The organism is Actinosynnema sp. NPDC023794 (assembly GCF_040639675.1).
GTDB lineage: Bacteria > Actinomycetota > Actinomycetes > Mycobacteriales > Pseudonocardiaceae > Actinosynnema > Actinosynnema luteola.
The window spans coordinates 58,865-78,354 of record NZ_JBFAFR010000005.1 but is presented as its reverse complement, the minus strand read 5'-3'; the positions used below and the strand labels follow the sequence as shown (position 1 = coordinate 78,354).

The 19,490-nt window shown below is 71.5% G+C and carries 17 protein-coding genes; 12 read left to right on the top strand and 5 right to left on the bottom strand.

What is annotated here, in order from left to right:
- Positions 1–31: 31 nt before the first annotated feature.
- Positions 32–1,189: a molybdopterin molybdotransferase MoeA gene (locus AB0H12_RS14020; protein ID WP_499623283.1), complete on the bottom strand. Its 1,158-nt coding sequence runs from the start codon at positions 1,187–1,189 to the stop codon at positions 32–34.
- Between the two features lie 91 nt (positions 1,190–1,280).
- Here AB0H12_RS14020 and AB0H12_RS14015 point away from each other — a divergent pair, with 91 nt between their 5' ends.
- From AB0H12_RS14015 to sigJ, 5 genes are all read left to right on the top strand, one after another.
- Positions 1,281–2,609, top strand: coding sequence for an MFS transporter (locus tag AB0H12_RS14015; protein WP_499623282.1), 1,329 nt, complete (start codon positions 1,281–1,283; stop codon positions 2,607–2,609).
- Positions 2,606–3,184: a hypothetical protein gene (locus AB0H12_RS14010; RefSeq protein WP_499623280.1), complete on the top strand. Its 579-nt coding sequence runs from the start codon at positions 2,606–2,608 to the stop codon at positions 3,182–3,184. The genes AB0H12_RS14015 and AB0H12_RS14010 overlap by 4 nt, the downstream gene beginning before the upstream one ends.
- A complete protein-coding gene (gene fdhD, locus AB0H12_RS14005) occupies positions 3,075–3,866 on the top strand; it encodes a formate dehydrogenase accessory sulfurtransferase FdhD (RefSeq protein WP_499623278.1) in 792 nt (263 codons plus the stop codon). The genes AB0H12_RS14010 and fdhD overlap by 110 nt, the downstream gene beginning before the upstream one ends.
- Positions 3,867–4,091: 225 nt before the next feature.
- Positions 4,092–5,282: an NAD(P)/FAD-dependent oxidoreductase gene (locus AB0H12_RS14000; protein ID WP_499623276.1), complete on the top strand. Its 1,191-nt coding sequence runs from the start codon at positions 4,092–4,094 to the stop codon at positions 5,280–5,282.
- A gap of 10 nt (positions 5,283–5,292) precedes the next feature.
- Positions 5,293–6,228: an RNA polymerase sigma factor SigJ gene (gene sigJ / locus AB0H12_RS13995; protein WP_499623274.1), complete on the top strand. Its 936-nt coding sequence runs from the start codon at positions 5,293–5,295 to the stop codon at positions 6,226–6,228.
- A gap of 104 nt (positions 6,229–6,332) precedes the next feature.
- Here the strand turns inward: sigJ and sucD are convergent, their stop codons facing one another.
- Positions 6,333–7,214: a succinate--CoA ligase subunit alpha gene (gene sucD / locus AB0H12_RS13990; protein ID WP_499623272.1), complete on the bottom strand. Its 882-nt coding sequence runs from the start codon at positions 7,212–7,214 to the stop codon at positions 6,333–6,335.
- A gap of 1 nt (position 7,215) precedes the next feature.
- Positions 7,216–8,376: an ADP-forming succinate--CoA ligase subunit beta gene (sucC, locus tag AB0H12_RS13985; RefSeq protein ID WP_499623270.1), complete on the bottom strand. Its 1,161-nt coding sequence runs from the start codon at positions 8,374–8,376 to the stop codon at positions 7,216–7,218.
- 203 nt (positions 8,377–8,579) lie between these two features.
- On the opposite strand from sucC, the gene AB0H12_RS13980 reads away from it, so the two are divergent.
- The 6 genes from AB0H12_RS13980 (at position 8,580) to AB0H12_RS13955 (ending at position 17,048) form a co-directional block, all read left to right on the top strand.
- Positions 8,580–10,382, top strand: coding sequence for a thiamine pyrophosphate-binding protein (locus tag AB0H12_RS13980; protein WP_499623268.1), 1,803 nt, complete (start codon positions 8,580–8,582; stop codon positions 10,380–10,382).
- 58 nt (positions 10,383–10,440) lie between these two features.
- Complete coding sequence (gene frc / locus AB0H12_RS13975) at positions 10,441–11,670, top strand: formyl-CoA transferase (protein ID WP_499623266.1); 1,230 nt, start codon at positions 10,441–10,443, stop codon at positions 11,668–11,670.
- A gap of 120 nt (positions 11,671–11,790) precedes the next feature.
- Complete coding sequence (locus AB0H12_RS13970; RefSeq protein WP_499623265.1) at positions 11,791–13,923, top strand: acetate--CoA ligase family protein; 2,133 nt, start codon at positions 11,791–11,793, stop codon at positions 13,921–13,923.
- A gap of 62 nt (positions 13,924–13,985) precedes the next feature.
- Entirely contained in the window at positions 13,986–15,491 is a 1,506-nt protein-coding gene (locus AB0H12_RS13965) for an Nramp family divalent metal transporter (protein ID WP_499623264.1), read from the top strand.
- Positions 15,491–16,030 (top strand): hypothetical protein, encoded by a 540-nt coding sequence (locus tag AB0H12_RS13960; protein WP_499623262.1) that lies wholly within the window; start codon positions 15,491–15,493, stop codon positions 16,028–16,030. Before AB0H12_RS13965 ends, AB0H12_RS13960 begins: the two co-directional genes overlap by 1 nt.
- Before the next feature lie 25 nt (positions 16,031–16,055).
- Complete coding sequence (locus tag AB0H12_RS13955; protein WP_499623261.1) at positions 16,056–17,048, top strand: TerC family protein; 993 nt, start codon at positions 16,056–16,058, stop codon at positions 17,046–17,048.
- Between the two features lie 63 nt (positions 17,049–17,111).
- On the opposite strand, the gene AB0H12_RS13950 is transcribed toward AB0H12_RS13955, so the two are convergent.
- Both AB0H12_RS13950 and AB0H12_RS13945 read right to left on the bottom strand, forming a co-directional pair.
- Entirely contained in the window at positions 17,112–17,318 is a 207-nt protein-coding gene (locus AB0H12_RS13950; RefSeq protein ID WP_499623260.1) for a hypothetical protein, read from the bottom strand.
- Positions 17,319–17,575: 257 nt separating this feature from the next.
- Positions 17,576–18,313, bottom strand: a complete 738-nt coding sequence (locus tag AB0H12_RS13945) for a GntR family transcriptional regulator (RefSeq protein ID WP_499623258.1) — start codon at positions 18,311–18,313, stop codon at positions 17,576–17,578.
- 189 nt (positions 18,314–18,502) lie between these two features.
- Here AB0H12_RS13945 and AB0H12_RS13940 point away from each other — a divergent pair, with 189 nt between their 5' ends.
- The gene (locus tag AB0H12_RS13940) at positions 18,503–19,486 is read left to right on the top strand and encodes a 2-dehydropantoate 2-reductase (RefSeq protein WP_499623257.1); all 984 of its coding nucleotides are present in this window, start codon (positions 18,503–18,505) and stop codon (positions 19,484–19,486) included.
- Positions 19,487–19,490: the final 4 nt, after the last annotated feature.

The following is a 19,490-nucleotide window of genomic DNA, read 5'->3' as shown; positions in this document are numbered from 1 at the left end:
TCCACTGTCGCTCGCAGACTGTATACCGTATTCAAAACTGTACGCCTCCGCTTCCCCCGGCGACAGGCAGCACCTCGACCTCGCCGCCGCCGAACCCGGGCGGCACCACCGCCGGCCCGTCCGCCGGCGCCGCGCCCCACAACGTCCCCGGCTGGTCGTGCCCCACCGGAACGCCCACCGGTCCGGACACCACCACCGGCACCAGCCGCGTGTCGTGCCCGTGCGACCGCACCGCCGCCGGCTCGACCGCCCTCGCAGGCGAGGGCCCACGCCCGGACAGCGCCTCCACCAGTGGCGCCAGCAACGTCACGCCGGCGGCCAGCGCGGCGAACGGGTTGCCGGGCAGCCCGACCACGCGCCGCCCGTCCGGCAGCACGGCCAACACCTGCGGGTGACCCGGACGGCACGCGACACCGTCCACCCGCACGTCCGCGCGTAGCACCCGCAACGCCTCGTGCAGGTGATCGGCCGGCCCGACGGACGTCGCGCCGCCGACCACCACCACGTCCGCGTCGACCTCCCACAACGCCTCGACCAGCGCGCCGGGGAAGTCGGCGAGGTGCGTGGTCCCCACGTGCTCGCCGCCCGCCGCGCGCACCAAACCGGGCAGCACGGGGCCGATCGCGTCACGCACCCGTCCCGGCCCCGGCACGCCGGTGGTCACCACCTCGTCGCCGGTCATCACGGCCGCGACCCGGGGACGTCGGTGCACGGCGAGGTGGTCGTGGCCGACGCTCGCCGCCGGCCCGAGCGCGGCGGGCGTCACCACCGCGCCCGTCGGCAGCAGCGGTTCGCCGGCCGGGCAGCTCTCGCCGACCCGCCGGATGTGCCGGCCCGGCTCCACGTCGCCCATCACCAACGCGCCGGCGACGTCGGCGTGCTCCAGCGGCAGCACGGCGTCCGCACCGCACGGCACGGGCGCGCCGGTCGCGATCTCGACCGCCTGGCCGCAGTGCGGCGAACCCGCCACGCCGCCCGCCCGCGCCTGGCCGACCGCGATCCACGGCCCCTGCCCGGCCACCGCGTAACCGTCCATCGCCGAGTTGTCGAACGACGGCACGGCCACCAGCGCGCGCAACGGGGACGCCAACACCGCGCCCAACGCCCGAGCCAAGGGCACTTCCACCACGTCCAACGGCTTGCCCGCCTGTCGGGCCGCCTGCCTCGCCTCGGTCCAGGGGATGCGCATGGGGGTCCGCCCGCCTGAGGGGTGTTCAGGACTGCGTGCAAGGCGCTAGGCTACTCAATACTGTATACAATCTGCAAGGAGGGTGATCCTCATGCAGGTCCGTGAAGTCCTCGACGTCTACGGCCGCCGCTACCGCATCGGCGAGTCGGACCACGAGCTGCTGGGCCGTCCACGCGGCCGGACAGCCTGGCTGAGCGGCATCGCCATGCTCGTCACCGGCACCGCCCAGTACGGGTTCGGCGCTCTGGTGCCCGTGTTGGAGCAGCGGTGGAGCCTGGTCGAGCTGTGCTGGGCGTTCGCGCTCTGGACGGCGTGCCAGGCGGGCGTCGCGTTCCCGGCCGCGTGGTTGCGCGACCGCGGCCTGGTGCCACCGCGCACCGCCGTCGTCCTCGGCGCCGTGCTCGGCGCGATCGGCCTGCTCACCCTCGGCTCCGCCGACCACCTGCTCGTCGTCTACCTCGGTTACTCGCTGGTCGGCGGCGTCGGCACCGGCCTGGTCTACGCGACGTGCGTCGGCACCGTCATCCGCTGGTTCCCCGACCGGGTCACCGGCCGGATCTCCCTGATCACCGGCGCGTTCGCGCTCGGCGGCGTGCCGTTCGCGTTGGCGGCCGGCCTCTGGTTCGACGCGGGCAACCGGACCGCGTTCCTGTCCGTCGCGGCCCTGGTCGTGCTGGTGGTCGTGACCGCGTGCGGCCTGCCGTTGCGCGACCCGCCACCGAACTGGTGGCCCGCCGACGTCGACCCGCGCCACCGGGAACTCCGCACGCACCGCAGCAACCGCCCCGCCATCCGCCACTTCAAGCCGGGGGAGGCGCTGCGCAGCGGTGTCCTCGCGCCGATGTACGTGACGGTGGTGTTCGCGGCGGCGGTGTCGTTGTTCGACCTGGTGTTCCTGGCGGCCTTCGCGGGCGCGGCCGGAGGTGTGGACAACACGGTGTTCGCGGCGGTGGCCCTGGCGGTGCTGGCCGCGTCGGCGGGCGCGGGGCGGATCCTCGCGGGCCGGATCTCCGAGGCCATCGGCAGGCGGCTCACCCTGCGGCTGGCGATGGCGACCGGCGGCCTGGCCCAGCTCGTGCTGCTGTTCGGCGGTCAGCGGCAGGACGCCGTCGCCCTGCTGGTCGGGGCGGGCGTGGCCGGTCTCGGCACGAGCTGCTGCTACTCGCTGCTGGTCGGACTCGTGCGCGAGTACTTCGGCGAGGACACCGCGCCGCTCAACTTCGCCGTCATCTACAGCGCCAAGGCCCTCGGCGGTGTCCTCGGCGTCGGCCTGGCGTCCCTGGTCGTCGTGTCGCACGGCTACCCCGGCCCGTTCCTCACCGCCGCCGTGCTCGGCGTGGCCGGCGCGGCGCTGGGAGGGCGGTTCAGTCGGCCGGGACGCCCCCGGCAGCTGCTGCCGCACCCGCGTGAGGCGTCGTGACCACCCGGCTGCCCCGGTTGGCGCCGGGACGGCACGTCACCCCGGCGCACGGCTGCTGCCTGCTGGAACTGGTGTCCGCGTTGGCGGACGAGGAGTGGACCGACCGGCCCGCGACCGTGCACCCGGTCTTGGGCGCCGTCGCCCGCCGCGTGAACGACCTCAGCACGCCGGACGGCCGCCGTGCGCTGCTGGTCTTCGCGGTGCCGTTGATCGGCACCTCCGACGCCCGCTGCGCGGACGCCCTGGTCGAGCACTGCCTGCGCGCGGCGCGTCGCCCCCGTGCTTGGTGGACCAGGTGGTGGCCCGCGCTGGCGGTCCACCGCGCGACCGAGGCCGTGGCCCTCGCGGCGGGGCAGCACCGCGACGAAGCCCTGCGCCGCCTGCTGGCCGAGTGCGCCGAGCTGTGCCTCACCACCAAGGAGTGTCCACATGGGACGAGTGACGAGCAGGCGACGGGTAGTGCGCGTGGTGGACGGCGTTGCCGACGCCCGCGCGGACACCCTCACCGTGGAGGAGCCGCTGGAGATCCGAGTCGCCGGCAAACCGCTGTCCGTGACCATGCGCACGCCGGGTGACGACTTCGACCTGGCGGCGGGCTTCCTGGTCAGCGAAGGCGTGGTCCGCGCCGCGGAGCACATCACCTCGATCCGCTACTGCGCGGGCGCGACCGCTGACGGCGGCAACACCTACAACGTGCTGGACGTCGTGCTGGCTGCCGGCGTGCCGCCGCCCGACCCGTCGATCGAGCGCAACTTCTACATGACGTCGTCCTGCGGCCTGTGCGGCAAGGCGAGCCTCGACGCGGTGCGCACCAGCGCCACCTGGCCGGTGGCCGACGACCCGCTCACCGTCGACGCCGAGACCCTCGCCGCGCTGCCGGACGAACTGCGCGCCGCCCAGCGGGTCTTCGACCGCACGGGCGGCCTGCACGCGGCCGGCCTGTTCGACGCGAAGGGCGAGCTGCTGTGCCTGCGGGAGGACGTCGGCCGGCACAACGCGGTGGACAAGGTCGTCGGCTGGGGCCTGAAGCACCGCGGCCTGCCCCTCACCTCCACCGTCCTCATGGTGAGCGGCCGGGCGTCGTTCGAGCTGGTGCAGAAGGCGGCGATGGCCGGCATCCCCGTGCTCGCCGCCGTCTCCGCGCCGTCGTCGCTGGCCGTCGACCTGGCCGCCGACGTCGGCATGACCCTGGTCGGCTTCCTGCGCGGCACGTCGATGAACGTCTACGCGGGCCGCCACCGCCTGGTCGAACGGTAGGCGTCGCCGTTGACCGGACCGAGGCCGCGCACCTCGGCGGTCGTGCGGACCCGACTCGTGCCGCAACGCCGTCGCCACCACCGCACCCGCAGGGTCGACCAACCAGGTCCGGCGAGGCGTCGAACACCGACCTGCGCCGGGGTGACCCACGCCACAGGCGAAACCTGTCAGGGATCGCGGTGCTGTCCCGTTCAGACGACGAGCGAACCCGACAGGAGCGTGAACATGAAGCACCGCATCATCGTCCTGGGAGCCGGCTACGCCGGGGGCTACGCCGCCGGACAGCTCGCCCGCCGCCTGCACGCCGACGACGTCGAGATCACCGTCGTCAACGCCGAGCCCGACTTCGTCGAGCGGATGCGCCTGCACCAGCTCGCCGCGGGCCGAGACCTGCGCCGCTACGAACTGGCGGAGCTCTTCGCGGGCACCGGCATCCGCCTGCGACTGGCGCGGGTCACCGCCGTCGACGCCGAGCGGCGGACGGTCACCGCGACCGACGGCGACGGCGCGGACCGGCTCGACTACGACACCCTCCTCTACGCGCTCGGCAGCACGTCCGCCGACCACGGCGTCCCGGGCGTGGCCGAGCACGCCTTCCCCATCGCCGCCCGACCCGCGGCGCTGCGCCTGCGGCAGCGCCTGGACGGGCTGGGCGGGACCGGCACGGTGCTGGTCGTCGGCGGCAACCTGACCGCGATCGAGGCCGCCACCGAGATCGCCGAAGCCCGCCCCGAACTCGACGTCACCCTCGCCACCAGCGGCGAGCTGGGCGGCTGGCTCGGCCCGAAGGCCCACCGCCACCTGCTGCGCGCGTTCGACCGGTTCGGCATCACGGTCCACGAGCACACCACCATCGACCGCGTCGAGGCGGCGCGGGCCCTCACCGCCGACGGCACCGCCCTCGCCGCCGACGCGACCGTGTGGGCGGCCGGTTTCGCCGTCCACCCCATCGCCGCCGACAGCGGCCTGGAGGTCACCGACAACGGCCAGATCCTCGTCGACCGCATGATGCGGTCGGTCTCGCACCCCGACGTCTACGCCATCGGCGACAGCGTCCACGTCATCGGCGAGAACGGCCGGCCGCTGCCGATGTCCTGCGCCTCGGCCGGGTACACCGCCAAGCAGGCGGTGGCCGCGATCGTCGGCGACCTGACCGGTCGCAAGATCCCGAAGACCTCGCTGGTCTACGTCGGCAACCACATCAGCCTCGGCCGGAATGACGCGATCTTCCAAGTGGTCGACGGCGACGCCCGGTCGAAGACCTGGGCCCTGCGCGGTCGACCGGCCGCGCGCCTCAAGGCGGCCGTCCTCCGGGGAGCGGCCTTCGGCATGGGCCACCCGACCTTCGGGATGCCGACCCGCAGGCACCGCGTCGCCACCGCGCCCGACCGCTCCGCCGAGGCGGTCATCGCCTAGCGTGACGCTCATGGACAGCGCGACCGTGGCGCGTTTCGAGGCCAGCCGGGACCGGCTGGCCTCGTTGGCCTACCGCCTGCTCGGCTCGGCCGCCGACGCCGAGGACGCCGTGCAGGACGCGTTCCTGCGCTGGCAGGCCGCCGATCGCGACCACATCGACGTGCCCGAGGCGTGGCTGACCAAGGTGGTCACGAACCTGTCCCTCGACCGGCTCCGCTCGGCGAAGACGCGGCGCGAACGCGCGGTCGGCGCCTGGCTGCCCGAACCGCTGCTCGACGGCGACCCGATGCTGGGCCCGGCCGACACCGCCGAGCAGCGCGAATCGGTCACCCTGGCGGTGCTGACGCTCATGGAACGCCTGCCGCCGGTCGAACGTGCCGTCTACGTCCTGCGCGAGGCCTTCTCCTACAGCCACGCCGAGATCGCCGAGATCCTCGACATCACCGAGTCCGCGAGCCAGCAGCACGCCCACCGCGCCCGCCGCCACGTCGCCGCCGATCGCAACACCAGCGAGGTCGACCGCGCCACCGCGCGCCGGATCGTCGAGGCGTTCATCGCCGCCGCGTCCTCCGGCCAGACCGAACGCCTGGTTGCCCTGCTGACCGACGACGCGACCGCCATCTCCGACGGCGCCGGGTTGGCCGAGAAGCTGCTGCGGTACTCGGGTCCCGAGCGCGTCGCCATCGCGATGCGCGCCGGCTTCAAGCCGACCCCGGCGAAGCGGAAGCTGGTCGGCGGGAACCTCACGATCCACGCCGGCCTCGTCAACGGCTCCCCGGCCGTGATCGCCGTGGTGGACGACCGGGTGGTGGGCGTCGGCGTGCTGGAGGTCCGGGACGGCAAGGTCGCGACCATGCGCGGCATGGCCTCGCCGGCCCGGCTCGGCCGCGTGGCCGAGCAATGGCGACGGCACGAGCACGACGCCCCACTCGTCGACTCCTGGTGATCACCGCCGGCCGAACTCGCGGGAGGTCCCGGGCCGCCACTCGCGGGAGGTCCCGGGCCGCCGGCCGCGCGCCGAACCCCCCAACCCGCGCCCCCACCAGTCTTTTACCCCAACAACTCCCGCAACAACCGCGCCGTCTCGCTCGGCGTCTTCCCGACCCGAACCCCCACCGCCTCCAACGCCTCCTTCTTCCCCTGCGCCGACCCGGCCGACCTGGACACGATCGCCCCCGCGTGCCCCATCGTCCGCCCCTCCGGCGCCGTGAACCCCGCCACGTACGCCACAACCGGCTTCGTCACGCACGACCGGATGTACTCAGCCGCCCGCTCCTCCGCGTCCCCGCCGATCTCACCGATCATCACGATCGCCGACGTCTCCGGATCCGCCTCGAACGCGGCCAGCACGTCGATGTGCGTGGTCCCGATCACCGGATCGCCACCGATCCCCACCGCCGTCGTGAACCCGACATCCCGCAGCTCGTACATCAACTGGTACGTCAGCGTCCCCGACTTCGACACCAACCCGATCGGCCCTGGCCCGCAAATGTCATCCGGGATGATCCCGGCGTTCGACTTGCCCGGACTGATCACCCCGGGGCAGTTCGGCCCGATGATCCGCGTCCGACCGCCCGACGCGACCGCGTGCGCCCAGAACGCCGCCGTGTCGTGCACGGGCACACCTTCCGTGATCACCACCGCCAACCCGATCCCGGCGTCGATCGCCTCGATCACCGCGTCCTTCGTGAACGCCGGCGGCACGAACACCACCGTCACGTCGGCGCCCGTCGCCTCCACGGCCTCCGCCACACCACCGAACACCGGCAGCACGTGACCGTCGAAGTCGACGACCTCGCCGGCCTTGCGCGGGTTCACCCCGCCGACGACCCGGGTGCCCGCCTTGAGCATCCGCTTGGTGTGCTTCGCGCCCTCCGCCCCGGTCATGCCCTGGACGATCACGCGACTTCCCGACGTGATGAAGACGGCCATCTCAAACCCCCACGGCAGCGAGTCCGGCGGCCTTGTCGGCCGCGTCGTCCATCGTGTCCACCACGGTCACCAACGGGTGCGCGGCGTCGGCGAGGATCCGCCTGCCCTGCTCCACGTTGTTGCCGTCCAACCGCACGACCAGCGGCTTGGTGGCCGCGTCGCCGAGCATCCCCAGCGCCGTCACGATCCCGTCCGCGACCGCGTCGCACGCGGTGATGCCACCGAAGACGTTGACGAACACCGACCGCACGTCCGGGTCGTTCAGGACGATGGCCAGCCCGTCCGCCATGACCTGCGCGGACGCGCCGCCTCCGATGTCCAGGAAGTTCGCCGGCCGCACCCCGCCGTGCCGCTCACCCGCCTGCGCGACAACGTCCAAAGTGGACATCACCAACCCGGCGCCGTTCCCGATCACCCCCACCTGACCGTCCAGCTTCACGTAGTTGAGCCCGCGCGCCCGCGCCGCCGCCTCCAACGGATCTTCCCCGAACCCATCCGCCAACCCCTCGTGCTCCGGATGCCGGAACCCCGCGTTCGCGTCCAACGCGATCTTCCCGTCCACTGCCAGGACCTCGCCCGACCGCGTCCGCACCAACGGGTTCACCTCGACCAACGTGGCGTCCTCCGCCACGAACGCCTCCCACAGCCGCACGACCACGTCGGCGACCCGGTCCGCCACCTCCGGCGGGAACTTGGCCGCCGTCACGATCTCGTGCGCGACGGTGAGGTCCACCGACGTCACCGGCACCCGCGCCACCGCGTCCGGCCGCCGCGCCGCCACCTCCTCGATGTCCATGCCGCCCTCGACCGAGGCCAGCGCGAGGAACGTCCGGTTCGCCCGGTCCAGCAGGAACGAGAAGTAGTACTCCTCCGCGATCTCGCTCGCCTCGACCACGAGCACCTTGCGCACCACGTGCCCCTTGATCTCCATCCCGAGCACATCGGACGCGACCTCCCGTGCCTCCTCCGGCGCGCGGGCGAGCTTCACACCGCCCGCCTTGCCCCGGCCGCCGGTCTTCACCTGCGCCTTCACCACGACGGTCCCGCCGATCGACGTCGCCGCGGCGTGCGCCTCGTCCGGTGTCACGGCGAGCAGGCCGTGCGGCACCGGGACGGCGTGCGCCGCGAACAGGTCCCTGGCTTGGTGTTCGTGCAGATCCACGGCAGGAAGTCCTCTCCGCGCGCTGGGGCGCCGATGGCGGGCCCTGGAGGCCCGATCGTTCCGAGCTCTGGACATCGGCGCGAACAAGGCGTAACTATATGGGCTACCCCATACGGTATGCAATCTACAACCGGGCCGGTTCCAGGGTCGGGACCCCACCTCTCAGAGGCGGGCCGACCGCGATCGAAGGAGTTGACCAGCACATGGCGCGGACAGCGACCGAGGCCGCCACGGGCAACAGCGCGGGACCGGCGGGAGAAACCACCCCGCCCGACAGCGCGACGCCGACCGGAGGAACCACCACCAGCGCGACGCCGACCGGAGACGCCGACCCGGGCCCGGAACTGATCTCCGGCGGGCACCTGGTGGCCAAGGCCCTCAAGGCCGAGGGCATCGACACGATCTTCACCCTGTGCGGCGGCCACATCATCGACATCTACGACGGCTGCGTGGACGAGGGCATCGCGGTGATCGACGTGCGGCACGAGCAGGTGGCCGCGCACGCCGCGGACGCCTACGCCCGCGTCACGGGCAAGCCGGGCTGCGCCGTGGTGACCGCGGGTCCGGGCACCACCGACGCGGTCACCGGCGTGGCGAACGCGTTCCGGGCGGAGAGCCCGATGCTGCTGATCGGCGGTCAGGGCGCGTTGAGCCAGCACAAGATGGGCTCACTGCAGGACCTGCCGCACGTCGACATGATGACCCCGATCACGAAGTTCGCCGCGACCGTGCCGTCCACCGCGCGCATCGCCGACCTGGTGTCGATGGCGTTCCGCGAGGCGTTCAACGGCGCGCCCGGCCCGTCGTTCCTGGAGATCCCGCGCGACGTGCTGGACGCGTCGGTGCGCGTGGACCAGGCGCGGATCCCGGAGGCCGGCCGCTACCGGGCGTCCACCCGCAACGCGGGCGACCCGGCGTCGGTCGAACGGCTGGCCGACCTGCTGGTGCACGCGAAGAAGCCCGTCGTCCTGTTCGGCAGCCAGGTCTGGACCACCCGCGCCACCGCTTCGGCGATCGAGCTCGTCCGCGCGCTCAACATCCCCGCGTACATGAACGGCGCGGGTCGCGGCACGCTGCCGCCCGGCGACCCCCACCACTTCCAGCTCTCCCGCCGGTACGCGTTCGACATCGCCGACGTGATCGTCATCGTCGGCACGCCGTTCGACTTCCGGATGGGCTACGGCCGCCGCCTGTCCGCCAAGGCCACCGTCGTCCAGGTCGACCTCGACTACCGCACCGTCGGCAAGAACCGCGACATCGACCTGGGCATCGTGGGCGACGCGAACCTGGTCCTCGGCGCGGTCACCCGAGCAGCCTCGGGTCGGGCGGACAACGGCGCGGTGGCCCGCAAGCCGTGGCTGGAGGAACTCCAGGCAGTCGAGGAGAAGGCGCGCGAGAAGCGGCTGCCGCAGCTGCGCTCCGACGCGACCCCGATCCACCCCTACCGCCTGGTGCACGAGATCAACGAGTTTCTGACCGAGGACTCGATCTACATCGGCGACGGCGGCGACATCGTCACGTTCTCCGGCCAGGTGGTGCAGCCCAAGTCGCCCGGGCACTGGATGGACCCGGGTCCGCTGGGCACGCTCGGCGTCGGCGTGCCGTTCGTGCTGGCCACCAAGCTGGCCCGGCCGGACAAGGAAGTGGTGGCGCTGTTCGGCGACGGCGCGTTCAGCCTCACCGGCTGGGACTTCGAGACGCTGGTGCGCTACGACCTGCCGTTCGTCGGCATCGTCGGCAACAACTCGTCGATGAACCAGATCCGGTACGGCCAGGCGCAGAAGTACGGCGTGGCCCGCGAACGGGTCGGCAACACCCTCGGCGACGTCCGCTACGACGAGTTCGCCCGGATGCTCGGCGGTCACGGCGAAGAGGTCCGCGACCCCAAGGACATCGCGCCCGCCCTCCGACGCGCCCGCGAGTCCGGCCTGCCGTCGTTGATCAACGTCTGGGTGGACCCCGACGCGTACGCCCCGGGAACCATGAACCAGACCATGTACAAGTAACGCTCCCGTTGCACGGCAAGGAGTTTCCTCGATCCCAGCGAACAAAGGAGGACGTGCCATGGGCAAGGCTCTCGATGGCGTCCGGGTCCTGGACCTGACGCATGTCCAATCCGGACCGTCGGCGACGCAGATCCTCGCGTGGCTGGGCGCGGACGTGATCAAGGTGGAGGCGCCGGGCCGGGGCGACATCACCCGCGGCCAGCTGCGCGACCTGCCCGGTGTGGACAGCCTGTACTTCACCATGTTGAACGCGAACAAGCGCAGCATCACGCTGAACATGAAGAGCGACGAGGGCAAGGCCGTGTTCGGCCGGCTCGTCTCCACCGCGGACGTGCTGGTGGAGAACTTCGGCCCCGGCGTGGTCGACCGGTTCGGGTTCACCTGGGACCGGCTGCGGGAGCTCAACCCCGGCCTGGTGTACGCGTCGATCAAGGGCTTCGGCGCGGGTCGGTACGCGCACTTCAAGGCCTACGAGGTCATCGCGCAGGCCATGGGCGGCTCGATGAGCACCACCGGGTTCGAGGACGGCCCGCCGCTGGCCACCGGCGCCCAGATCGGCGACTCGGGCACCGGCATCCACCTGGTCGCGGGCATCCTCGCCGCGCTCTACCAGCGCACGTCCACCGGGCGCGGCCAGCGCGTGCAGGTGGCCATGCAGGACGCGGTGCTCAACCTGTGCCGGGTGAAGCTGCGCGACCAGCAGCGGCTCGCGCACGGCCCGCTCGGCGAGTACCCGAACGAGACGTTCGCCGACGAGGTGCCGCGCTCGGGCAACGCCTCCGGCGGCGGGCAGCCGGGCTGGGCGGTGCGCTGCGCGCCCGGCGGTCCCAACGACTACATCTACGTGATCATCCAGCCGGTCGGCTGGCAGCCGATCACCGAGCTGATCGGCAAGCCCGAGCTGGCCGACGACCCGGCGTGGGCCACGCCGGAGGCCCGGCTGGACAAGCTGGACAAGGCGTTCGCGCTGATCGAGGAGTGGACCGAGCGGCACACCAAGTGGGAGGTCATGGACGCGCTCAACGCCCACGACATCCCGTGCGGCCCGATCCTGTCCACCCGGGAGCTGATCGAGGACGAGACCCTGGCCGACCTCGGCGCCGTGGTCGAGGTCGAGCACCCCGAGCGCGGCGCCTACAAGACCGTGGGCAGCCCGCTGAAGCTGTCCGACTCGCCGGTCGACGTCCAGCGCTCACCGCTCCTCGGCGAGCACAACGGCGAGGTGCTGGCCGAACTCGGCTACCTGCCCGAGCAGCTGGCCGAGCTCAAGGCGATCGGCGCGATCTGAGATCGAGCCGCACCTGCCACCCCACCGACTCGCACGCCCACACCCGCAATCCGGACCGGACCCGACCACCGACCGCGAGCGACCCCACGACCCAACGATCCAAGGACCCAAGGAGACGTCATGCCGGACTACGACCGGGCAGCGGTCGAACGGATCATCGCGGCGGTCGCCGCCGAGGGGCGAACCTCGCTGACCGCGCCCGAGGGCAGGCTGGTGTGCGAGGCCTACGGGATCACGACGCCCGCCGAGGGCCTGGCCGCGTCGCGGGACGAGGCGGTCGCGCTGGCCGCCGACATCGGCCTGCCGGTCGTGCTCAAGATCGTCTCGCCGGACATCCTGCACAAGACCGAGGCGGGCGGCGTGCTGGTCGGCCTGTCCACGCCCGAGGAGGTGGCGGCGGGCTTCGACACGATCATCGCCAACGCCGTCGCCTACCAGGCCGACGCCGACGTCGTCGGCGTGCAGGTGCAGCGGCTGATGACCTCCGGCCACGAGGTCATCGTCGGCGCGACCACCGACGAGACCTTCGGCAAGGTCGTCGCCTTCGGCCTGGGCGGCGTGCTGGTCGAGGTGCTCAAGGACGTCACGTTCCGCCTCGCGCCGACCACCACCGCCGAGGCCGGGTCCATGGTGGACGGCATCGCCGCGGCCGAGATCCTGCGCGGTGTGCGCGGCGCGCCTCCGGCCGACCGGGACGCGCTCGCCGACCTGATCCGCCGGGTCGGCGACCTGGTCACGGACTTCCCGGAACTCGCCGAGGTGGACCTCAACCCGGTGCTGGCCACACCGGACGGCGCCACCGCCGTCGACGTGCGCATCCTCGTCGACCAAGAGGCCGCGCGCGAGCCGGTCCGGTTCAGCCAGGAGGACATCCTGGCCTCGATGAACCGGATCATGAAACCGGCCGCGGTCGCGGTGATCGGGGCGTCCAACGAGACCGGCAAGATCGGCAACTCGGTGATGCGCAACCTGGTCGACGGCGGCTACCGGGGCGAGATCTACCCGATCAACCCCAAAGCGGACGAGATCCTCGACCGCAAGGCGTACCGCAGCATCGCCGACGTGCCCGGCGACGTGGACGTGGCGGTGTTCGCGATCCCGGCGAAGTTCGTGCCCGCCGCGCTCGAAGAAGTCGGCGCGAAGGGCGTGGCGGGCGCGATCCTCATCCCGTCCGGCTTCGGCGAGACCGGCAACCACGAGTTGCAGGACGAGGTCGTCGCCATCGCGCGCAAGCACGGCGTGCGCATCCTCGGCCCGAACATCTACGGCTACTACTACACACCCGAAAGTCTTTCAGCTACGTTCTGCACCCCGTACGACGTGAAGGGCGGGGTCGCCCTGTCCTCGCAGAGCGGGGGCATCGGCATGGCGATCCTCGGGTTCAGCCGCTCCGCCCGGATGGGCGTGTCCTCCATCGTCGGCGTAGGCAACAAAGCGGACATCGACGAGGACGACCTGCTCACGTTCTTCGAGCAGGACGACAACACCCAGCTCATCGCCATGCACCTGGAAGACCTCAAGGACGGTCGCGCGTTCGCCGAGACCGCCAAGCGCGTGTCGGCGCACAAACCCGTCGTGGTCCTCAAAGCCGGCCGCACCGCCCAGGGCGCGAAAGCCGCCAGTTCGCACACCGGCGCACTGGCCGGCAACGACAAGGTCTACGACGACATCTTGCGGCAGAGCGGCGTCATCCGCGCGCCCGGCCTCAACGACATGCTCGAGTACGCGCGCGGCGTGCCCCTGCTGCCGACGCCGAAAGGCGAGAACGTCGTCATCATCACCGGCGCGGGCGGCTCCGGCGTGCTGCTGTCCGACGCGTGCGTCGACAACGGACTCTCCCTCATGGAGATCCCGGCCGACCTGGACGCGGCGTTCCGGCGGTTCATCCCGCCGTTCGGCGCGGCGGGCAACCCCGTCGACATCACCGGCGGCGAACCACCCTCCACCTACCGCAACACCATCGCGCTCGGCTTGGAGGACGAGCGCGTGCACGCCCTGATCCTCGGCTACTGGCACACCATCGTCACGCCGCCGACGGTGTTCGCCGAACTCGTCGTCGAGGTCGTCCGGCACTACCGCGACCAGGGGATCCACAAGCCCGTCGTCGCCTCTCTCTCCGGCGACGTGGAAGTCGAAGAAGCCAGTGAACACCTGTACCGGCACGGCATCGTCGCCTACCCGTACACCACGGAGAAACCGGTCGCCGTGCTCGGCGCCAAGTACCGCTGGGCCCGCTCCGCCGGGCTGCTGTGAAGGGGACTGCCGCGAAGGGGAAGGCCGGCCTTGGAACGCTGTAACTCACCGGGAGGTCCGTTGTGGATACACCCAACTCACCCGCCGAACCGCGGTCGGGCGCGGACGTCACCACGCCTCCGCCGGAGGAACGCGTGTGGCGGGCGGGACGGCTGGAAGCGATGCCCATCAGGAAGCTGCCCGACGCCCCGCCCTCCATCCACATCCTGGGCCCGACGGTGTTCCTCGTCGCGCTCGGCGTCGGCATGGGCGAGTCCTACATGTGGCCGCGGCTGGTGCTGCTGTTCGGCCCGGAGATCCGATGGCTGTTCCTCATCGGCGTGACGCTGCAGGCCGTGGTCATGCTGGAGATGGCCCGTTACGCGATGGCCACCGGTGAGAGCATCTTCTTCGGCGCGGCCCGCGTGTTCAAACCGATCATGTGGTTCTTCTTCACCGTCGCGATCCTGGTCTACATCTGGCCCGGGCACCTCTCCGCCGGCGCCGCCGCCCTGGAGGAGCTCACCGGCATACCGTGGACCGTGTCGGCGTGCGTAGGCCTGATCCTCGTCGGCGTCCTGTTCAGCATGGCCAAGGTGATCTACAACCTGCTGGAGAACGTGCTGTCCCTGCTCATCGGGCTGCTCGTCGTCGGCACCGCCGTGGTGGCCGCGATGGTGGGCACCTGGTCGGACGTGGTGTCCACCGTCACCGGCATGTTCCACTTCGGCTACCTGCCGCCCGAGGCGCTCAGCGCGGCCTGGTTCCCGATCATCGTCGGCTCCATCGCGTTCGCCGGACCGTCGGGCATGCAGCAGATGTGGTACACGCTGCACCTGCGCGACAGCGGCGCCGGGATGGGCGCCCACATCCCCCGCATCCGCGGCCTGCGCCACGCCGGCGAGGAAGAGGCCATGCCCGCGCGCGGGTTCATGTTCGACACCGGCGACCCCGCCGAGATGGCGAAGTGGCGCGGCTGGCGGCGCTGGGTCACGTTCGACGCGCTGCTGCTGTTCTGGGGCGTCACGATGCTGGTCACCGTGTCGTTCACGGTGCTGGCGCAGGCCGCCAGCCGCACCAGCCCCGACGTCAAGGAGCTGCTGCACGCGGGGGAGCGGGAAGCCGCGCTCAACGCCATGTCCGACTCCTTCGTCGCGGCGGGCGGACCCGTCCTCGGTGGCGTGTTCCTCGGCTTCATCGCGCTCATCGGCCTCAACGCCACGCTCGGCCTGTTCGACTCGTTCTCCCGCGGCCAGGCGGACATGACCTACCACTTCGTGCCCGGTGCGAAGCGGTTCCGCATGTCCCACCTCTACGCCGGTTTCCTGTGGGGCGTCATCGCGTTCGGCATCGTCATCCTGCTGTTCGGGCCCGCCGACGGACCCGGCGCGATCCTCGACGTCCTCGCGTTCCTGTCCACGTTCGCCATGGGCGCCTACTGCGTCGTCCTGCTGCTGGTGAACAACCGGATGCTGCCCGAACCTATCCGGCCCAGACTGCTCACCAACCTGATCATCGGGTTCGGCGCGGTGTTCTACCTCGGCATGCTGGTCTACAGCCTGCTCCGGTTCGGCGTGGTGGTGGGCTGATGCGCGACCGGGTGGAGTTGGCGGTCCCCGGCGCCGTCGTCGGCGCGGTCGGAGGTCTGATCGCCGGGGCGCTGTCGGCGTTCGTCGGCCACCCCGCCGCGTGGGCGGCGGCCACCGCGCTGGCCATGGCCGAGCCGCTCGGGCTGCTCGGCGGCGGCTTCGGCCTGCTCGTCGGCGGCGGGCGGTTCCGGCTCGGCGTGTTCGCACCGGCCGCCCTGTACTGGCTGGTGGGTTTCCCGATGGCCAGGCTGGTGGCGGAGACCTCGACGGGTGTCCTGCTCGGCGGCGGGTTCACCCCGCCCGACGACGTGCTCGGTTTCCTGGCCTACCAGGGCATCGTCAGCTTCGGCTGGGCGATCGGCTTCCTGTGGCTGCACGAGCGGATCGCACCGCACTGGCTCGACAAGGTGCGTGCGCGCAACCCGTTGGCGCAGCAGTGGTACGAGCGCTACGTGACGCACGCCCGCGTGCTGCGGGAGTCGTCGGCCCGCGCCCGACGGAGGCGCGCCGCCCAGGAGACGACGGCACGGACGAAGTGACCGCCTAGCGAAGGGGCTCGCACAGATGGTTCTCCCCACCTGGGTCTGGATCGCGACGTTGATCGGGATCGCCGCGGTGATCGCGTTCGACTTCTACCTCGTGGCGCGCAACCCGCGCGACCCGTCGTTCTCCGAATCGCTGGTGTCGGTCTCGGCGTACGTCGGGCTGGCCGTGCTGTTCGGGCTCGGCGTGCTCGCGTTCGCGGGTCCTCGGTACGGCGGCGAGTTCTTCGCCGGGTGGATCACCGAGTACTCGCTCAGCGTGGACAACCTGTTCGTGTTCGTGCTGATCATGGGTCGGTTCGCGGTGCCGCGCGAGTACCGGCAGAAGGTCCTGGTCGTCGGCGTGGTGCTGGCCCTGCTGCTGCGGGCGGTGTTCATCGCGCTCGGCGCCGGGGCGATCGCCCGGTTCGACTGGCTGTTCTACGTCTTCGGCGCGTTCCTGATCTTCACCGCCTGGAAGCTGCTGAAGGAGGGGCCGGGCGACGACGAGGGCGAGTTCCACGAGAACGCGGCGCTGCGCGCGGTGCGCCGCGTGCTGCCGACCTCCCCGCGGTACGACGGCGCGGCGTTGACCACCCGCGTGGACGGGCGGCGGGTGGTCACGCCGATGCTCATCGTGATGGTCGCGGTCGGCACCACGGACCTGCTGTTCGCGGTGGACTCGATCCCGGCGATCTTCGGCCTGACCAAGGAGCCCTACCTGGTGCTCACCGCCAACGCGTTCGCGCTGATGGGGTTGCGCCAGCTGTTCTTCCTGGTCGGCGGCCTGCTCGACCGGTTGGTCCACCTCGGCAAGGGGCTCGCGGTGATCCTCGCGTTCATCGGGGTGAAGCTGATCCTCGAAGCACTGCACCACCACGGCGTCGACTGGGCGCCGGAGATCCCGATCCTGCTGTCCCTCGGGGTCATCGTCGTGGTGCTGCTGATCACGACCGCGGCGAGCCTGCTGGCGTCGCGCCAGGCCCGGGTGCGGGCCGAGCGGGACGTGCGGCGGGAGGGCGCAGCCGGGTCGTGAGCCGGGGAGCCGGGCGTTGCTGCGGGCTTCGTCCGGCTCCCTCGTCGGGCCTGATCAGGGCCGTCAGGAGACGGTGGTGGTCTCTTCGCCCTTGCTGCGCCGGTCGTTCGCGTACTGCTCGATGTCCGCGACGGCGTGGTCGGTCTCCTGGCGCCGGGCGTCCATCGCGGTGTCCAGGCCGAGGCCGATGCGCCTGCCGTCGGCGGAGAACCCGGCGGGACGGGTCAGGGCGTTCTTGAGCTGCTGCCACCCGGGCATGCCTGTGCTCATGTGGTTCGCGTCCTTCCTTGCTCATTCTCGGGTTCGAGCGTTCCTCGGAGCCCGCCCGCGCCATCGCGGAGCGGCTCCGCGATCCAGTGGACCGCACGTGCACCAGGTGTGCCGACTGGAGGTGCTACATCCAGAATACAGACTATCGTATACAAAACACCCGAAGCGTGAGGGTCGTCACCTGTACTCGATTCAGGTGGCTTGACCAGGGATCCGGTGCTCCGGTTCGGGGCGCGGGGTGGTGGGCCCCGTCACTCTCAGCGGCCCTCGCTGCCCTCGATGTGGGCGCGGTAGGCCGTCCGGGTGCGCTCGGTGTGCTGGTTCATCACCCGGCCGGCGGCCTCGGGGTCGCCCTCGGCGATCGCCTTGATCAGCTCGGCGTGCTCGTTCCACGCGTCCTTGCCGCGGGTCAGCGCCAGCGGCGCGTAGTACCAGCGGACCCGCCGGTCGACGGTGGCGATCATCTCCGCCAGCACGGCGTTGCCGGACAACCGGGTGATGCGCGCGTGCAGGGCGGCGTTGGCCGCGACGACCCGTTCCACGTCCTTCTGCTTCAGCGCCTCGACGCCCTCGCGCTGCAGCGCCTTGAGCTCGGCGACGTCCTCGGCCGTGGCGTGCTCGGCGGCGAGCTTCGCGGAGTGCGTCTCCAGGACGTTGCGCACGGAGAGGAGCTGGTCTGCCTCTTCGTCGGTCGGCGTGTGCACGAACGCGCCCTGTGCCGGGCGCAGGTCGACCCAGCCCTCGGTCTGCAGGCGCTGCAACGCCTCGCGCACCGGCTGGCGGCTCACGCCCAGGTGCTCGGCCAGGTCGATCTCGACGAGGTGCTGACCGGGCTTGAGGGTACGGTTGACGATCAGGTCGAGCAGGGCCTCGTAGACGGCCTGGCGCAACGGGGCGGGCCGCTCGACCTTGCGGGAAGCGGCGCCGCTCAGCGATTCGCGGGCCGCGCGACGGGTGGTTCCCGCGCCGATCAGCGGCGCGTTGGGCTGGCTCACGGTCGCCTCCTCGGGCAGGTGTCGGGAATGCCCGATCTTCAGCATACAGATTTTCGTATGCAAAAAGCAATCTGAAGTCACCCGGCCGGGTGGACGTCATTTCGTGGCACATCGGCCGCCCGGTTGGGCTATCGCTCTCGTAGTTCATACAACATACTGTATGCAATCATCGCGAAGGCGAGGGACGTCATGAAAGTCGCAGTTCTCGGGGCCGGGGCCATCGGCGCTTATGCCGGCGCGGCGCTGCACCGCGCCGGGGTGGAGGTGCACCTCGTCGCACGAGGATCGCACCTGGAAGCCATGCGCCGCCACGGTGTCCGGGTCCACAGCCCTCGCGGCGACTTCACCGCCGCGCCGCACGCCACCGACGACCCGGCCGACATCGGCCACGTCGACTACGTGGTCCTCGGGCTCAAAGCGCACCAGTACGCCGCCTGCGGCCCGCTCATCACACCCCTGCTCGGCCCGGACACCGCCGTCGTGGCCGCGCAGAACGGCATCCCGTGGTGGTACTTCCACGGGCTCGCCGGCCACCCCCTCGAAGGCGCCCGCGTCGAGGCCGTCGACCCGGGCGGCAGCGTCAGCGCCGTCCTCGACACCCGGCGCGCGATCGGGTGCGTCGTCTACTGCTCCACCGAGATCGAGGCGCCGGGCGTCATCCGGCACGTCGAGGGCACCCGCTTCGCCCTCGGCGAACCCGACCGCACCGCCTCCAAGCGCTGCGCGGACCTCAGCGAAGCGATGGTCGCCGGCGGCCTCAAAGCGCCCATCGAACCGGACCTGCGCGACGACATCTGGGTCAAGCTGATGGGCAACGTCGCGTTCAACCCGCTCAGCGCGCTCACCCGCGCCACCATGGCCGAGATGTGCGAGCACCGCGACACCCGCGAGCTCGTCGCCCTCATGATGGCCGAGACCATCGCGGTCGCCCGCGCCGTCGGCTGCCACCCCCGCGTCTCCATCGAGAAGCGCATCGACGGCGCCCACCGCGTCGGCCACCACAAGACGTCGATGCTCCAGGACCTCGAAGCGGGCAAGGCGCTGGAGACCGACGCGATCATCGGCGCGGTCGTCGAGATCGCCCGGCTCACCGGCGTCGCCGCGCCCACCCTGCGCAGCGTGTACGCCGCGATCGACCTGTTGGGGCGCAAGGCACTCACCGCCGCTAGCTGAGAGG

Coding starts and splice junctions, on each gene's coding strand:
- AB0H12_RS14020 (WP_499623283.1), bottom strand. CDS start 1,189: ATGCGCATCCCCTGGACCGAGGCGAGGCAGGCGGCCCGACAGGCGGGC.
- AB0H12_RS14015 (WP_499623282.1), top strand. CDS start 1,281: ATGCAGGTCCGTGAAGTCCTCGACGTCTACGGCCGCCGCTACCGCATC.
- AB0H12_RS14000 (WP_499623276.1), top strand. CDS start 4,092: ATGAAGCACCGCATCATCGTCCTGGGAGCCGGCTACGCCGGGGGCTAC.
- sigJ (WP_499623274.1), top strand. CDS start 5,293: ATGGACAGCGCGACCGTGGCGCGTTTCGAGGCCAGCCGGGACCGGCTG.
- sucD (WP_499623272.1), bottom strand. CDS start 7,214: ATGGCCGTCTTCATCACGTCGGGAAGTCGCGTGATCGTCCAGGGCATG.
- AB0H12_RS13980 (WP_499623268.1), top strand. CDS start 8,580: ATGGCGCGGACAGCGACCGAGGCCGCCACGGGCAACAGCGCGGGACCG.
- frc (WP_499623266.1), top strand. CDS start 10,441: ATGGGCAAGGCTCTCGATGGCGTCCGGGTCCTGGACCTGACGCATGTC.
- AB0H12_RS13970 (WP_499623265.1), top strand. CDS start 11,791: ATGCCGGACTACGACCGGGCAGCGGTCGAACGGATCATCGCGGCGGTC.
- AB0H12_RS13960 (WP_499623262.1), top strand. CDS start 15,491: ATGCGCGACCGGGTGGAGTTGGCGGTCCCCGGCGCCGTCGTCGGCGCG.
- AB0H12_RS13955 (WP_499623261.1), top strand. CDS start 16,056: ATGGTTCTCCCCACCTGGGTCTGGATCGCGACGTTGATCGGGATCGCC.
- AB0H12_RS13950 (WP_499623260.1), bottom strand. CDS start 17,318: ATGAGCACAGGCATGCCCGGGTGGCAGCAGCTCAAGAACGCCCTGACC.
- AB0H12_RS13940 (WP_499623257.1), top strand. CDS start 18,503: ATGAAAGTCGCAGTTCTCGGGGCCGGGGCCATCGGCGCTTATGCCGGC.